The following is a 15,533-nucleotide window of genomic DNA, read 5'->3' as shown; positions in this document are numbered from 1 at the left end:
GCCGGACAACAGTCCGGCCGTTTACGGCGTCAGGCGGTACGGATACCGGCGGAGGGGCCTGCCAGCTCGCGCTGGTGCGGGCGTTCAAAGTCCACCAGCGGCCCTTTCGCGATGATAGCGGTGGGGTTGAGCCAACGGATACTGTAGTAACCGGCTTTGATGTGATCCAGCTTGACCGTTTCTTTGACCCCCGGCCACTGATACAGCTCGCGCAGGTAACCAGAGAGGTGCGGGTAATCCTCCAGACGGCGGATGTTGCATTTGAACGCGCCGTGGTAAGCGGCGTCGAAACGCACCAGCGTCACGAATAGCCGCCAGTCGGCTTCGGTCAGCGTGTCGCCCGCCAGATAGCGGTGGTGGGCCAGGTGGGCTTCTACCGTATCCAGCGAGGCAAACAGGTTGGTTACCGCCTGGTCGTAATGCGCCTGGGTTTTGGCGAAACCGGTTTTGTACACGCCGTTGTTGATGTTGTCGTAAATCAGGCTGTTCCAGCGGTCGATTTCCGGTTGCAGCGCTGCCGGGTAAAAGTCCAGCCGGTTGCCGGTCAGGTCATTGAAGGCGTGGTTGAGCAGGCGAATGATTTCCGACGATTCATTATTCACGATGCGGCCTTCTTTGCGGTCCCACAGCACCGGCACCGAGACTTTGCCGGTGTAGTGCGCATCGCTGGCGGTGTAGAGCTGGTGCAGATAACGCACCGGCGCCACTGTGTCGCCGGCATCCTGCGGGGTGCTGAATTCCCAACCCTGTTCGCCGATGCAGGGGGCCGCCACCGACAGCTGAATCACGTCCTGCAGGGCTTTCAGGTTACGGTAGATCAGCGTGCGGGATGCCCACGGACAAAGGTACGAGACGAACAGTTGATATCGCCCGGCTTCCGGCGCCAGCGACGTTGCACGAAACATCGTTTCCTGACGGTGAAATGCGCCGCCTTTGATTTCTTCGGCGGCTACCTCGCCATCGACCCACTTGCCATTCACTAATCCCGACATGCTTACCCTCATCATGATTATTATGTTCAATGATTATGCTAGCAGCCAAACGCCAGGAGAAAATTGCAAATTTTTAACCGAGTCGGACAGTTTCTTTGACGGCTTGCCCGTATGTGCGGGCGGGGCCGCCTACATTTCCTGGCTGGCGGCCGCTTCCCAGCGGTAACCGATACCGTATACCGTGTGGATGAACGACGTTTCCTGATCAAACATTTCCAGCTTGCGGCGCAGGTTCTTGATGTGGCTGTCGATGGTGCGGTCGGTCACTACCCGGTAGTCGTCGTACAAATGGTCGAGCAATTGTTCGCGCGAAAAGACCCGTCCCGGCTCGGCGGAGAGGGTTTTCAGCAGCCGAAATTCGGCGGGCGTCAACTCCAGATGGCGGCCGAGGTAGCTGGCCTGATAACGGTTTTGGTCGATCAGCAGTGCGGGCAGCGCATCGCCCGGCAGCGGCTCATGTTGCCAGCGGCAGCGGCGCAGCAGGGTTTTCACCCGGGCGACCACTTCGCGCGGGCTGTAGGGTTTGCAGATGTAATCGTCGGCGCCGATTTCCAGCCCCAGCAGCCGGTCGATTTCATCGGTACGGGCGGTCACCATGATGATCGGCACGTTGGAAAAACCGCGGATGGCGCGGCAGAGCGTCAGGCCGTCGCGGCCCGGCAGCATCAAATCCAGCAGAATGAGCTGGCAGTGATGTTCCCGCACCCAGGGTTCAACCTCTTCGCCCTGCGTCAGCCAGTGGGTACGGTAACCCGCCGACTGCAGGTAATCCACCAGCAACTGGGCCAGTTTGGGCTCATCTTCAACGATCAGCACCGGCAGGTTTTCATCACCAGCCGCTGCAGGAGACGATGCTGTCATGTCGGTTACCTGCCTGTATCAGGATAGGTGCAACGGAAGCTCGACGGTGATTTGCACGCCGCCGAGCGCTGAATGATCAGCATACAGGCGTCCATCGTGCGCCTCAACGATATTGGCGCAAATCGACAACCCCAGACCCGAGCCGCCGCTGGCGCGGTTACGCGAGCTTTCCGCGCGGTAGAAGCGTTCGAAGATCAGCGCCAGCTGTTCATCGCTGATGCCGGGGGCGCTGTCGCGCCAGTGGATAATCAGCCGTTGCTGGCGCAGTTCGGTTTCCACTTCCAACTGGCCCTCGTTGTCAGTATAACGCAGGCTGTTTTCCATCAGGTTGTTGAACAGCTGGTTCAGACGATCTGGGTCGCCAAACACCACGGCTTCGGGGTGAAGGCGGGTGGTCAGCCGGATGCCTTTTTGCTGAAAACGCTCCCTGAACGCTGCCACCGACACCTGCAACAGGGCGCTGGCGTTGACGGCGGCCTTGCGATAAGCCAGCGCGCCCAGATCGGACAGCGACAGCTGATGCAGGTCGTCCACCAGCTTGGTCAGCAACGCGACCTCCGACTGTAGCGAGCCGAACGCCGCGGTGTCCGGCCGGCGCACGCCGTCCTGCAACGCTTCCAGTTCGCCGCGCAACACCGCCAGCGGGGTACGCAGTTCGTGCGAGATATCCGCCATAAACGCGCGGCGCGACTGCTCGTTTTTCTCCAGCGCCGAGGCCAATTGGTTAAAATCCTGCGCCAGACGCCCCAGTTCGTCGCGTCCGTTGGCGGAAACCCGGGTGCCGAAATCCCCGACCGCCAACTGGTGGATGCCGCTGACCAGCCGTTTGACCGGCGCCAGCAGGCCGCGCGACATCATCCAGGTCACCACCGCGGCCAGCAGGGTGGTGAAGGCGACAATCAGCCAACTGGTACGCTGTTGCTGGCGGTCGAAGCTGATATCGGCGCTACGGGTCAGCCCTTCCACCGGCGCGGCCACCAGCCAGCCGACGGTCTGTTTTTTCACGGTCAGCGGCTGCCAACTGCTGCCGGCGGGCATCGGGATCGGCGGGCCGATCAGCCGGCGGCGGTTCTCATCCATGATCCAAAACCGGGTGCGCCAGCCCTGCATCGCTTCGTCGTTGTTCTGTTCCATCGAGCGCAGCATGGGGAAAATGCCGCGCTCGTTGTTGTGCAGAAAATCCCAATTGCCGTACTGCTGGTATTGCTCTTCCAGCCAGCCGCGAATTTGCACCACCCGCTGCTCGTTGCCGTGGCGGATATAGTCGATAAACCCTTTCTCGAAACTGAGCCGGACGCCAAAGTGCATGATCACCAGCACCAGCATGCAGGTGGAGAAAATCGCCAGAAATAGTCTGGCGGTAATGCCGAATCTCATCATTCACCTCATGAAGAACGCGTCAGCGTCGCCTGTTGAACGGTATCGGGCGGCACCCGGTTGAAAATCAGCGCCGGGAACGCCATCACCACCACCATGCAGAGATAGGTGTAAAGGAAAACGGTGTGGGTTTCCGGCGCGCCGCTCACCAGATGCTGGTTGGCGAAAATGCCCAGCAACAGGCCGGCGATGGTCACCCCCATACTGGTGGATAACTGCATCGACATCGACAACAGGCTGTTGCCGCCGCTGGCCAGGGAGTCCGGCAGGTCCTTGAGCGTCAGGGTATTCATGGTGGAAAAGCGAATACCGTTCACCATGCCCACCAACAGCAGCACCACCGGCATCATCCAGTACCAGCTCATCAGCGCCACCAGCGCAAACAGCAGGGTGGCCAGCGCCAGCGTCAGGGTGGAGGCGATCAGTACCGCGCGGTAGCCGAACCGGTTAACGATAATCACCACCAGCCGTTTCATCCCCATGTTACCCAGCACCAGCGGAATCATCATCATGCCGGCGTGAAACGGCGTGTATCCCAGCCCGATTTGCAGAAACACCGGGGTCATGAACGGCAGCATGCCGCTGCCGATGCGCGCCAGCCAGCCGCCGAACAGCCCGATGGTAAAGCTGCGGGTGTCGAACAGACGCAGGTTGAACAGCGACTGCTCATTGTTTCTGGCGTGCAGCCAATACCCCAGCAGCGCCAGCAGGCCGGTCAGCACCAGCGCGCTCAGCGCCGGCGTCGACAAACCGAGGCTTTTCTGGCCATCCAGCGCCAGCGTCAGGGCGCCCATGGCGATGACCAGACAGACAAAGCCGCGCAGGTCGAAACGGCGCGGCGGCATGGTGAAATTGGGCATCAGCCACCAGGTGGCGAGGGCGCCGACCAGTCCCACCGGAATATTGATCAGGAAAATCCAGTGCCAGCTGGCGTACTGCACCAGAAAGCCGCCGAGCGTCGGTCCCATCAGCGGGCCGATCTGCCCCGGCAGCGTGACGAAGGTCATCGCCGCCATGTACTGATCGCGCGGCACCAGCTTCATCACCGTCAGCCGGCCGATCGGCACCATCATCGCGCCGCCGACGCCCTGAAGCACGCGGGAAAACAGCAGTTCGTTCAGGGTGGTGGAGCGAGCGCACAGCAGCGAGCCGAGGCTGAACAGCACGATGGCGGAAAAGAAGACGTTCCGCACGCCTAGCCGGTCCGCCAGCCAGCCGCTGGCAGGCAGCATCATCGCCACCGTCAGCACATAGGCCACGATCACGGCATGCATGCGCAGCGGGCTTTCATTGAGGCTGACAGCCATGGAGGGCAGGGCGGTGTTGACGATGGTGGTGTCCAGCGCTTGCATAAAAAAGCCGAAGGCCACAATCCACAATTGCCAGCGAACGGAGGCGGGCTGATTGGTCATGCTTGGTGTTACTCCCGGGAATATCCTGTCCCTTGCAGGCGCCGGGGCGAACCCCGGCGAATTGTTACAGGTACGGCTAGCGCGGCATCAGGCCGACGGTTCGGTATGCGCGGTCGCGTCAGGGCGTTCGCGGCGACGCCATTGCAGGCGATCAAAGAACAGGTACACCACCGGCGTGGTGTACAGCGTCAGCAACTGGCTCATCACCAGCCCGCCGACGATGGTGATGCCGAGCGGCTGGCGCAGCTCCGAACCGTCGCCGCTGCTCAGTACCAGCGGCAGCGCGCCGAACAGCGCCGCCATCGTGGTCATCATGATCGGGCGGAAACGCAACATGCAGGCGCGGAAAATCGCCTCGCGCGCCGGCAGTTTTCCTTCACGCTGCGCCACCAGCGCAAAGTCCACCATCATGATGGCGTTTTTCTTCACGATGCCGATCAACAGCAGAATGCCAATCAGCGCGATCAGGCTGAACGGTTTGTCAAACAGCTCCAGAGCCAGCAGCGCGCCGACCCCGGCGGACGGCAGCGTCGAGAGAATGGTTAGCGGGTGGGCGACATTCTCGTACAGTATCCCCAGCACGATATACACCGTCAGGATCGCCGCGATGATCAGCACCACCTGCGAATGTTGCGACTGCTGGAACGCCAGCGCGGTACCGGCAAACTGGCCCCGCACGGTGGGCGGCACCCCCAGCGCGGTCATGGTGCGCTCGATGGCGGTGGTGGCGTCCGACAGGCTGGCGCCTTCCGGCAGGTTGAAGGAGAGGGTGGCGGCGGCCGACAGCCCCTGATGGTTGACCGCCAGCGGCGCGTTGGCCGGCTGCCAGCGGGCGAAGAACGACAGCGGTATCGGCTTGCCGTCGTTGTTGATTACAAACATCTTATCCAGCGAACTCGGGTCCTGGGTGTAGGCTGAATCCACCTCCATCACCACCTTGTACTGGTTCATCGGCTGGTAGATGGTGGAGATCTGGCGCTGACCGAAGGCGTTGTTCAGCAGCGTGTTGACGCTGGAGACGTTGATGCCGAGGCGCGCCATGGCGTCGCGATCGTACACCATCATCAGCTCGGCGCCCTTGTCCTGTTGGTCGGAACTGACGTCCGCCAGTTGCGGCAGCTTGCTCAGGGCATCGCGGATTTTCGGCTCCCAGGTTCTCAGCACCGACAGGTCATCCGACAGCAGCGAGAACTGGTAACCGGCGTTGGACTCGCGCCCGCCGATGCGTACGTCCTGCACCGCCATCAGGTACAGGTTGGCGCCCGGCTCTTTCGCCAGGTTGGCGCGCAGCCGGGTTATCACCTGCTGGGCGCTGACGTCACGCTGGGCCAGCGGCTTCAGGCTGATGAACATCGAGCCGCTGTTGGTACGCATGCCGCCGGTGAAACCGGTGACGTTATCCACCGCCGGGTCGGCGCGCACGATGGTCATGAAATCCTGCAGTTTGCGCTTCATCGCCTGGAAGGAGATGCTCTGGTCGGCCTGAATAAACCCCATCAACCGGCCGGTGTCCTGCTCGGGGAAGAAGGTTTTGGGAATGCTGATGTACAACCAGACGCTCAGGCCGATAGTGCCCAGCAGCACCATCATCACCCAGCGCGAGTGGTTCAGCACCCAGCGCAGGCTGCGGCCGTAACCTTGTTGCAGCCCGAGCAGGAGCCGGTTGAAGCCGCGGGTGCGCGGCTGGCTGCGGGGCGCGTGATGGCGCAGCAGCCGGGCGCACATCATCGGCGTCAGGGTGATGGACACCAGCAATGAAATCAGGATCGCCACCGACAGCGTAATCGAGAACTCGCGGAACAATCGCCCCGGCAGGCCATCCATGAACAGCAGCGGAATAAACACCGCGATCAGCGACAGGCTCATCGACACCACGGTGAAGCCGACCTCCCGCACCCCTTGCAATGAGGCTTGCAGCGGTTTCATGCCCGCTTCGATATGGCGGGAAATGTTCTCCAGCACCACGATGGCGTCATCCACCACGAAACCGGTGGCGACGGTCAACGCCATCAGCGACAGGTTGTTAAGGCTGAAACCGCACAGGTACATGGCGGAGAAGGTGCCGATCAGCGACACCGGTACGGCGATGGCCGGAATCAGCGTGGCGCGCCCGGAGCGCAGGAACAGAAACACCACCAGAATCACCAGCGACACGGCGATAGTCAACGAGCGCTCGACATCGCGCAGCGAGGCGCGAATGGTGGGCGAGCGGTCCTGCGCGACATTCAGGGTGATTGACGCGGGCAGCAGGGCTTGCAGTTCCGGCATCGAAGCGCGGATGGCATCGACGGTGGAAATGATATTGGCGTCCGGCGCCCGGCGGATCATCACCAGAATGGCGGGTTTGGCGTTGGTCATCCCGGCGTTGAGCACGTTCTGCACCGAATCTTTCACTGTCGCCACGTCGCTCAGGCGCACCGGCGCGCCATTGTTGTAGTGGACGATCAGCGAGCGATAGGAGTCGGCGGTTTTCAGCTCGTCGTTGGTCTGAATCTGATAGTGAGTGCTGCCGCTGTCGACGCTGCCGAGCGGCTGGCGCACGTTGGACTGGGCGATCGACTGGCGCACGGCGTCCAGCGACACGCCCTGATTGAACAGCGCTTGTGGGTTGAGCGCCACCCGCACCGCCGGCAACGAGCTGCCGCCGATGGTGACGTCGCCGACGCCGTCGATCTGCGAGACGCGCTGGGCAATCTGGGTGGAGGCGTAGTCGTACAACTGGCCGGGACCATAGGTGTCCGATGTCAGCGTCATGATCATGATCGGCGCATCGGACGGGTTCACTTTACGGTAGTAAGGACGGCTCGGCATGCTGCTCGGCAACAGGCTTTGGGCGGCGTTGATCGCCGCCTGCACGTCGCGGGCCGCGCCGTTGATGTCGCGCTCCAGCGCAAACTGCAGGATGATGCGGGTATTGCCCAGCGAACTCATCGACGTCATTTCATTGACGCCGGCGATGCGGCCCAGCGAGCGCTCCAGCGGCGTCGCCACCGACGACGCCATGGTTTCCGGCGATGCGCCGGGCAGGGTGGCGGTGACCGAAATCACCGGATAATCCACCTGCGGCAGCGGCGACACCGGCAGCAACTGATAGCCGAGCAGGCCGCACAGCGCTATCGCCAGCGCCAGCAACGTGGTGGCGACCGGACGATGGATAAACAGCGCGAAGAACTTCACTGTGCTTCCCCTTCCTGCGGCTGGCGGCGACGCAGACGATGCGCCAGGCGGTCAAACAGCAGGTAAATCACCGGCGTGGTAAACAGCGTCAGCACCTGGCTCATCACCAGCCCGCCGACCATACAGATGCCGAGTGGGCGGCGCAGCTCCGCGCCTACGCCGGTACTGAACATCAGCGGTACGGCGCTGAGCAGCGCCGCCATCGTCGTCATCAGGATCGGGCGAAAACGCAGCAGACAAGCCTGATAAATGGCCTGATACGGCGTCATGCCCTGTTCGCGTTCAGCGGCCAGCGCAAAATCGATCATCATGATGGCGTTCTTCTTCACGATGCCGATCAGCAAAATGATGCCGATGATGGCGATGATGTTCAGATCGCTGCCTGCGATCATCAGCGCCAGCAGCGCGCCGACCCCGGCGGTCGGCAGGGTGGAGAGGATGGTGACCGGGTGGATAAAACTTTCATACAGCACGCCCAGCACGATATACATCGCCACGACCGCGGCCACCACCAGCCAGATGGTGCTGGTCAGCGCCGACTGGAACGCCAGCGTGCTGCCCTGAAAGCGGGTAATGATGTCGCTGGGCAACTGCATCTGCTGCTGCGTTTCCTGGATGACTTTCACCGCATCCCCCAGCGCGTAGCCGGGCGCCACGTTGAACGAAATGGTGGTGGAGGGGAACTGATCGATGTGGTTGATCGACAGCGGCCCCTGACGCTCTTCTACCGAGGCGATGCTACTGAGCGGCACCACGCCGCCGCTACTGTTGATCAGCCGGATATCGTCCAGCGCCGCCAGTCCGTTGCTGCTGTCGTGATGCTGTTCCAGCACCACCCGGTACTGATTGGACTGGGTATAAATGGTGGAGATCAGCCGCTGGCCGAAGGCGTTGTACAGCGCGCTGTCCACCTGCGACATGGTGATGCCGAGGCGGCTGGCGCTGTCGCGGTTGACCTTGAGGTAGGCCACCGCGCCGCTGTCCTGCCAGTCGCTGCTGACATCCTGCAACTGCGGCAGTTTCTGTAGCTCGGCGGTCAGCTTCGGCACCCAGGTGCTGAGTTCATCCAGCGACATGGTTTGCAGGGTGAACTGATACTGGGTGCGGCTGACCTGGGTATCGATGGTCAGGTCCTGCACCGGTTGCAGATAAAGCTGAACGCCGGGCAGGGCGGACATTTGTTGTTGCAGTCGTTCAATCACGCCCTGAATACGGTCGCTGCGTTCCTCCAGCGGTTTCAGGTTGATCTGCAATCTGCCGCTGTTGAGCGACGGGTTGGTGCCGTCGACGCCGATAAACGACGAGACGCTTTCCACCGCCGGGTCCTTCATGATCAGCGCGGTGACCTGCTGCTGTTTGTCCACCATGCCGGTGAACGAGATGGTTTGCGACGCCTGGACGGTACCCTGAATGATGCCGTTGTCCTGTATCGGGAAAAAGCCTTTGGGGATCACGATATACAGCAGAATGGTCAGCACCAACGTGCTCAGCGCGACGCCGAGGGTAATCCACGGATGACTGAGCACCCGCGTCAGGCCGCGGCCGTATAGCGCGATCACGCCATCAAAGAAGCGCTCGCTGGCGCGGGTAAAACGGTTCTGCCGGCTCAGCGACTGGTGGCTGAGCAGGCGAGCGCACATCATGGGCGTCAGCGTCAGCGACACCACGGCGGAGATCAGGATCGACACCGCCAGCGTAACGGCGAATTCGCGGAACAGACGGCCGATGATATCGCCCATGAACAGCAGCGGGATCAGCACCGCGATCAGCGAAAAGGTCAGCGAGATAATGGTAAAGCCGATTTCCCCCGCGCCTTTCAGCGCCGCCTGCAGCGGTTTTTCGCCTTTCTCGATATAGCGGGCGATGTTCTCGATCACCACGATGGCGTCATCCACCACAAAGCCGGTGGCGATGGTCAGCGCCATCAGCGTCAGGTTGTTGATCGAGAAGCCGAGAAAATACATGGCGGCGAAGGTACCCACCAGCGACAGCGGCACCGCGATGCTGGGGATCAGCGTCGCCACCGCGTTACGCAGAAACAGGTAAATCACCATCACCACCAGCGCGATAGCCAGAATCAGCTCAAACTGCACATCGTCTACCGACGCGCGGATGGTGGTGGTGCGGTCGGTGAGCAGAGCGACGTCCACCGATTTGGGCAAACTGGCTTTCAGCGTCGGCAACAGGCTGCGGATATGGTCGGCGGTGGCGATCACATTGGCCCCCGGCTGACGCTGAATGTTGAGGACAATCGCCTGATTCTGGTTGGCCCATGCCGCCAGATGGGTGTTTTCCGCCGCCTGTTCTACCGTGGCGACATCCTGTAGCCGCACCGGCGCGTTGTTTTTCCAGGCAATGATCAACTGGCGGTAGTCGTCGAGCGAACGCATCTGGTCGTTGGCGGATAGCGTGACCGCGCGCGCCGGGCCGTCAAAACTGCCTTTGGGGGTGTTGACGTTGGCGGCGGTGATGGCGGTGCGTACCGTTTCGCTGCTCAACCCATAGGCGGCGAGCGCGCCCGGATTGAGTTTGACCCGCACCGACGGCCGTTGTCCGCCGGCCAGAGTAACCAGCCCGACGCCTTCCACCTGAGCAATCTTCTGCGCGATGCGCGTTTCGATCATGTCCTGCACCTGCGTCAGCGGCAGGGCGGTGGAGGTGACCGCCAGCGTCATGATCGGCGGATCCGCCGGGTTGACTTTGCTGTAGGTGGGCGGGAAAGGCAGATCGCTGGGCAGCAGATTGGTGGCGGCGTTAATGGCCGCCTGCACATCCTGTTCCGCTACGTCCAGCGGCAGCGAAAGCTGGAACTGCAGCGTGATCACCGATGAACCGCCGGAGCTTTGGCTCGACATCTGCTTGAGGCCGGACATGCTGCCGAACTGATGTTCCAGCGGCGCTGTGACCGCCGAGGTCATCACGTCCGGACTGGCGCCGGGGTACAACGTCACCACCTGAATCGTCGGGTAGTCCACTTCCGGCAGCGCCGAAACCGGCAATGCGCGATAGCCGACGATCCCGGCCAGCAGGATAGCGATCATCAGCAGCGTGGTGGCGATCGGCCGGAGAATAAACAGGCGCGACGGCCCGCCGCCGTCAAGCGGCGCGGCGTCCTGTAACGGCGTCTCCTGCATCAGGATTTCTCCGCTTTATGCTGACGTTTTTCCGTGCCGGCGGTGGATTTGGCATCCGCCGTCGCGGGCGCCAGCACTTCAACGCGCGCGCCTTCGGTCAGGCGATCGATCCCGTCGGTGACCACCCGTTCGCCGGCGTTCAACCCGGTCGAAACCACGGTTTGCTGGCCGTACTGAATACCGGTGGTGACGAGGTGTTTGCTGACCTGATCCTGGTCGTTCAGTACCCAGACAAAGCGCCCTTCGTTACCCATCTGGATCGCGGATGATGGCGCCACCACCACATTTTGCAGGGTATCCACTTTCATCTTGATGTTGACGAACTGGTTGGGGAACAGCGCATCGTCGGTATTGTCGAAGCGGGCTTTCAGCTTGATGGTGCCGGTGGTGGCGTCGATCTGGTTATCCATGCTCAGCAGTCGGCCCTGAGAGAGAATGTGCTGATTGGCGCGATCCCAGGCTTCCACCTGTACCGGCTGACCGGATTTCTGCGCTTTCAGCACGGTGGCGATATCGCTTTCCGGCACGGTGAAAACGGCGTCGATCGGGTGGGTTTGCGTCAACACCAGCAGATTATCGGTGCTGGTGACGTAGTTGCCGATGTCAATCTGACGCAGGCCGACGCGGCCGCTAAACGGCGCGGTGATGCGGCTGTAATCCAACTGCAACTGCGCGCTGGCGACCGACCCCTGATCCGATTTCACCGTCGCTTCATACTGGCGCACCAGCGATTCCTGGGTGTCCAGTTGCTGGCCGGAAACCAGACTGGTTTTGGACAGTTGCCGGTAGCGGGCCAAATCCTGACGAGCGTTGACCAGCAGCGCCTGATCTTTGGCTAGTTGCCCCTGTGCCTGCGTCAATGCGACGTCGAACGGGCGCGGATCGATTTCCGCCAGCAGGTCACCTTCCTTAACCTGTTGCCCTTCCTGAAAGTGGATCGCCATCAACTGGCCGCTGACCCGGCTGTGCACCGTGACGGTATTGGCGGCGGTAACCGTACCCAGACCCGACAGGTAATAAGGCACGGAGGACGAAGAAGAGAGCGCGGCCTGTACCGGCGGCGGTGCTGAAGAGCCGCCGCGGCGACCGCCGCCGCTCCGGCCTTGTCCCTGATGGGCGGCTTGCTGTGTGGCGGTCCCCCCGTTGGCGGATTCTGATTGTGATGTATGGAAATAACGCCAGGCGAAAAAAATGGCGGCAATAACAACAGCCAGTATCAGGAAGCGAGATAAGCGTGTGGCGTTCATAGCTATGGAAGGAACCTCCAATCAGCACAGGCCAAGATAAGCCCATGAAACACTGAATATTATGATACTAGTTTAAACAGCGAACGGAGGACAAAAATGGAGGAAATATGGAAGATATGTCAGGGTTTGTAGAAAAAGAATCCCCGGCGCGGTAAACGCCGGGGATGGTATGCCTGGTGTGTCAGCGAGATGTCATTCTCAAGACGGCGGGATTACAGCACCAGACCGGCGACGGCGGCGGACAGCAAGCTGACCAGCGTGGAGCCGTACACCAGCTTCAGGCCAAAACGGGAAACGGTGTTGCCCTGCATTTCGTTCAGCCCCTTGATCGCCCCGGCCACGATGCCGATCGACGAGAAGTTGGCGAAAGATACCAGGAAGACCGACAGGATGCCCACGCTACGCGGCGACAGCTGACCGGCCACTTTCTGCAGTTCCATCATGGCGACGAATTCGTTGGATACCAGTTTGGTCGCCATAATACTGCCGACCTGCAGCGCTTCGGCTTTCGGAATGCCCATCACCCAGGCGAGCGGATAGAACGCGTAACCCAGCACTTCCTGGAAGCTCAGACCGAATACGGCGCTGAACAGGGCGTTGATGCCGGCGATCAGCGCGATGAAACCGATCAGCATAGCGGCGACGATCACCGCAACCTTGAAACCCGCCAGAATGTATTCGCCCAGCATTTCAAAGAAGCTCTGACCTTCGTGCAGGTTGCTCAGGTGCAGCTCTTTTTCTTCGTTGGTGTCGTAAGGGTTGATGAGCGACAGCACGATGAAGGTGCTGAACATGTTGAGCACCAGCGCCGCCACGACGTATTTGGCGTCCAGCATCGACATGTAGGCGCCGACGATCGACATCGATACCGTGGACATGGCGGTGGCGGCCATGGTGTACATCCGTTTCTCGGACATCTGCCCCAGAATGTCTTTATACGCGATGAAGTTTTCAGACTGGCCCAGAATCAGCGAGCTGACGGCGTTGAAGGATTCCAGTTTGCCCATGCCGTTGACTTTGGACAGGATGGTACCGATCAGACGGATGATGAACGGCAGGACTTTGATGTGCTGCAAAATACCGATCAGCGCGGAAATGAACACGATCGGGCACAGTACTTTCAGGAAGAACACGAAGCTATTGTTACCGATATTGCCGAAGACGAAGGTGGTGCCTTCTCCAGCGAAACTGAGCAGCTTGTCGAACAGACCCGCAAAGCCTTTTACGAAACCCAAGCCTGCGCTGGAATAGAGGAAGAAATAGGCAAGCAGAATTTCAATGACTAAAAGTTGAACAATATACCTGACGCGAATGCTTTTACGATCGCGGCACACCAGCAGTGACAGGCCGGCGACAACGAGCAGCGCCAGAATAAATTGCAGAATGTTGGACATGTTTGCTCCAAATTATGATAGGGGCCGATTTTTGGTCGTCATTTTATGTAACGATTGCGCTTAAAATGAGAAGTAAGGCGCAAAAGCGAGATTATATCGCGGAAAATAACCTAAACTAAAGCGTGGGTCTCATAGCATTCACTTCTGTCTGGGTGATGTCGGGACGATTTCATCATGTCTGACCAGAAAATGCTGTGATGAAGATTCCCCGCCGGCAACCTCGTCGGGCTGGGAAACAACACAAGGAGATGACAATGCCTGCGTCTGACGCATTACGAGAACTGGGACATTCAGGAATTCGGGTGCCGTTGCTGACTTTTGGCGGCAACGTGTTTGGCTGGACCATTGACGAATCAGCCTCGTTTCGGGTGCTGGACGCCCTGCTTGATCAAGGGCTGCACTTTATTGATACCGCTGATATGTATTCGACCTGGGCGCCGGGCAATAAAGGCGGTGAGTCGGAAAGCATTATTGGCAACTGGCTGAAACAACGTGGAAACCGCGATCGGGTGATTATCGCCACCAAAGTGGGCAAGGACATGGGCGGCGACCGGCACGGGTTGTCGGCCGCTTACATCCGTCGGGCGGTGGAAGATTCGCTGCGTCGCCTGCAGACCGATTATATCGACCTGTATCAATCCCATGATGATGATAAAAGCACCCCGCTGGAAGAGACGCTGTCGGCGTTCGACGCGCTGATCCGCGAAGGCAAGGTACGCGCCATCGGCGCATCCAATTATGACGGCGAACGTCTGGCGCAGGCGTTGCAGGTTAGCAAGGATAACCACCTGGCGCGTTATGAAACCCTGCAGCCGGAATATAATCTGTACGATCGCCAGCACTATGAATCCACGCTGGCGCCAGTGGTGAAGGCCAACGGGCTGGGCGTGATTGGGTATTATTCGCTGGCGAGCGGCTTTTTGTCCGGCAAATATCGCTCGGCTGCCGATGCCGCGAAAAGCGCGCGCGGTCAGGGCGTGGTGGAACGTTATCTCAACCCGCGCGGTCTGGCGATTCTTGAGGCACTTGATCAGGTGGCCGAGGCGCACCGCACCACGCCGGGCCAAGTCGCGCTGGCATGGCTGATTGCCCGGCCCGGCGTGACGTCGCCGATAGTCAGCGCCACGTCGGTCGAGCAGGTGGCGGAGCTGGCCAGCGCTACCCGGCTGACGCTGACGCCTCGGGAGATTGAACAACTGAATACCGCCAGCGCCTGATCGACGGGCGTATGCTGCTGTGGCGGCGTGGTATGACAGGGCGGGGAGCCGGTATCGGTTCCCTGCCCTGTTCGTTTTGGTCTTTATCAGATTTGAATGCGTGCCCAGGCTGCCGTGTCCTGCATGATGGGGGGACAGCTTAGTAAGTCAGCGTGATCGTTACGGTATCGGTTAAGTCCCTGCCGGCACCGGCGCCATCTGCCGCCAGTTGTTGAGAAGATCGTTCGTGCCGCTCAGATTGATGCTGTAAGGGGGGTTTTGGGGGCGCTGTACGGCGATGATGTTGCTGCTGACGGACGTGAATGCCGAAGGGAAGGCGGCCGAACCGAAATCGACATCCGGTGCGCTGATAATTAAACAGTCCTTCATCACCACCATATTTACCGCCAGCGGGGGAATAATCCGGCACTTCATCAATAATAATGCGATAGGCTGTTTGCTGGCCGGCCGGCAGCGTGGTGAGCCTCATCACCGGATTAATTGCCGTTTTGCCGCTGGAATGGGGGTAAAGGACGGGCTGGCGATGACGTCATTTGGGTCATGATAAACATCGTGATTATTTTCCTGATGCCAGGCTACAACCTGTATCTGTAATTTTGTATCCTGGTGCGATTTATTTCCCAGCCAGACGGTGGTGCTGCGTTGGTTGGCTTCAATGGTTTGATAAATCGGCCAGACCGGCATGGGAGATAAACATTAAAACAAGCAGAAAAATTATTGTC

At 60.2% G+C, this 15,533-nt stretch carries 11 protein-coding genes; 1 reads left to right on the top strand and 10 read right to left on the bottom strand.

The window, feature by feature from the left end; translation table 11 throughout:
• Positions 1 to 29 precede the first annotated feature (29 nt).
• From DXXMK7_RS15090 to DXXMK7_RS15055, 8 genes are all read right to left on the bottom strand, one after another.
• Positions 30 to 992 carry a glutathione S-transferase family protein gene (locus DXXMK7_RS15090; RefSeq protein WP_038919807.1) on the bottom strand — a complete coding sequence of 321 codons (963 nt, stop codon included), beginning with the start codon at positions 990 to 992 and terminating at the stop codon, positions 30 to 32.
• A 129-nt stretch (positions 993 to 1,121) separates the two neighbouring features.
• The gene (gene baeR, locus DXXMK7_RS15085) at positions 1,122 to 1,853 is read right to left on the bottom strand and encodes a two-component system response regulator BaeR (RefSeq protein ID WP_038919806.1); all 732 of its coding nucleotides are present in this window, start codon (positions 1,851 to 1,853) and stop codon (positions 1,122 to 1,124) included.
• A gap of 18 nt (positions 1,854 to 1,871) precedes the next feature.
• On the bottom strand, positions 1,872 to 3,230 hold the full coding sequence (gene baeS / locus DXXMK7_RS15080) for a two-component system sensor histidine kinase BaeS (RefSeq protein WP_038919805.1): 1,359 nt from the start codon (positions 3,228 to 3,230) through the stop codon (positions 1,872 to 1,874).
• Between the two features lie 8 nt (positions 3,231 to 3,238).
• Entirely contained in the window at positions 3,239 to 4,642 is a 1,404-nt protein-coding gene (mdtD, locus tag DXXMK7_RS15075) for a multidrug transporter subunit MdtD (RefSeq protein WP_038919804.1), read from the bottom strand.
• 87 nt (positions 4,643 to 4,729) lie between these two features.
• The gene (gene mdtC, locus DXXMK7_RS15070; protein WP_038919803.1) at positions 4,730 to 7,819 is read right to left on the bottom strand and encodes a multidrug efflux RND transporter permease subunit MdtC; all 3,090 of its coding nucleotides are present in this window, start codon (positions 7,817 to 7,819) and stop codon (positions 4,730 to 4,732) included.
• Positions 7,816 to 10,953 (bottom strand): MdtB/MuxB family multidrug efflux RND transporter permease subunit, encoded by a 3,138-nt coding sequence (locus tag DXXMK7_RS15065; RefSeq protein WP_038919802.1) that lies wholly within the window; start codon positions 10,951 to 10,953, stop codon positions 7,816 to 7,818. The genes mdtC and DXXMK7_RS15065 overlap by 4 nt, the downstream gene beginning before the upstream one ends.
• Entirely contained in the window at positions 10,953 to 12,200 is a 1,248-nt protein-coding gene (locus DXXMK7_RS15060) for an MdtA/MuxA family multidrug efflux RND transporter periplasmic adaptor subunit (protein ID WP_038919800.1), read from the bottom strand. Before DXXMK7_RS15060 ends, DXXMK7_RS15065 begins: the two co-directional genes overlap by 1 nt.
• Before the next feature lie 212 nt (positions 12,201 to 12,412).
• Positions 12,413 to 13,594, bottom strand: coding sequence for a NupC/NupG family nucleoside CNT transporter (locus DXXMK7_RS15055; RefSeq protein ID WP_038911659.1), 1,182 nt, complete (start codon positions 13,592 to 13,594; stop codon positions 12,413 to 12,415).
• A gap of 254 nt (positions 13,595 to 13,848) precedes the next feature.
• Here DXXMK7_RS15055 and DXXMK7_RS15050 point away from each other — a divergent pair, with 254 nt between their 5' ends.
• Positions 13,849 to 14,811, top strand: a complete 963-nt coding sequence (locus DXXMK7_RS15050) for an aldo/keto reductase (protein WP_038919799.1) — start codon at positions 13,849 to 13,851, stop codon at positions 14,809 to 14,811.
• 171 nt (positions 14,812 to 14,982) lie between these two features.
• Here the strand turns inward: DXXMK7_RS15050 and DXXMK7_RS23295 are convergent, their stop codons facing one another.
• Positions 14,983 to 15,180, bottom strand: coding sequence for a spore coat protein U domain-containing protein (locus tag DXXMK7_RS23295; RefSeq protein ID WP_371206767.1), 198 nt, complete (start codon positions 15,178 to 15,180; stop codon positions 14,983 to 14,985).
• A gap of 99 nt (positions 15,181 to 15,279) precedes the next feature.
• Positions 15,280 to 15,495, bottom strand: a complete 216-nt coding sequence (locus tag DXXMK7_RS15045) for a hypothetical protein (protein WP_049842594.1) — start codon at positions 15,493 to 15,495, stop codon at positions 15,280 to 15,282.
• Positions 15,496 to 15,533: the final 38 nt, after the last annotated feature.

The sequence above is a fragment of the Dickeya sp. MK7 genome (genome assembly GCF_000406305.1).
Taxonomy (GTDB): domain Bacteria; phylum Pseudomonadota; class Gammaproteobacteria; order Enterobacterales; family Enterobacteriaceae; genus Dickeya; species Dickeya fangzhongdai.
Note: the sequence above shows the minus strand (reverse complement) of the source record. Positions and strands in the feature narration are given on the sequence as shown.

Bases quoted from the DNA above. Each gene is read 5' to 3' on its own strand.
- DXXMK7_RS15090 (WP_038919807.1), bottom strand. From the start codon at position 992: ATGTCGGGATTAGTGAATGGCAAGTGGGTCGATGGCGAGGTAGCCGCC.
- baeR (WP_038919806.1), bottom strand. From the start codon at position 1,853: ATGACAGCATCGTCTCCTGCAGCGGCTGGTGATGAAAACCTGCCGGTG.
- baeS (WP_038919805.1), bottom strand. From the start codon at position 3,230: ATGAGATTCGGCATTACCGCCAGACTATTTCTGGCGATTTTCTCCACC.
- mdtD (WP_038919804.1), bottom strand. From the start codon at position 4,642: ATGACCAATCAGCCCGCCTCCGTTCGCTGGCAATTGTGGATTGTGGCC.
- DXXMK7_RS15065 (WP_038919802.1), bottom strand. From the start codon at position 10,953: ATGCAGGAGACGCCGTTACAGGACGCCGCGCCGCTTGACGGCGGCGGG.
- DXXMK7_RS15060 (WP_038919800.1), bottom strand. From the start codon at position 12,200: ATGAACGCCACACGCTTATCTCGCTTCCTGATACTGGCTGTTGTTATT.
- DXXMK7_RS15055 (WP_038911659.1), bottom strand. From the start codon at position 13,594: ATGTCCAACATTCTGCAATTTATTCTGGCGCTGCTCGTTGTCGCCGGC.
- DXXMK7_RS15050 (WP_038919799.1), top strand. From the start codon at position 13,849: ATGCCTGCGTCTGACGCATTACGAGAACTGGGACATTCAGGAATTCGG.
- DXXMK7_RS23295 (WP_371206767.1), bottom strand. From the start codon at position 15,180: ATGAAGGACTGTTTAATTATCAGCGCACCGGATGTCGATTTCGGTTCG.
- DXXMK7_RS15045 (WP_049842594.1), bottom strand. From the start codon at position 15,495: ATGCCGGTCTGGCCGATTTATCAAACCATTGAAGCCAACCAACGCAGC.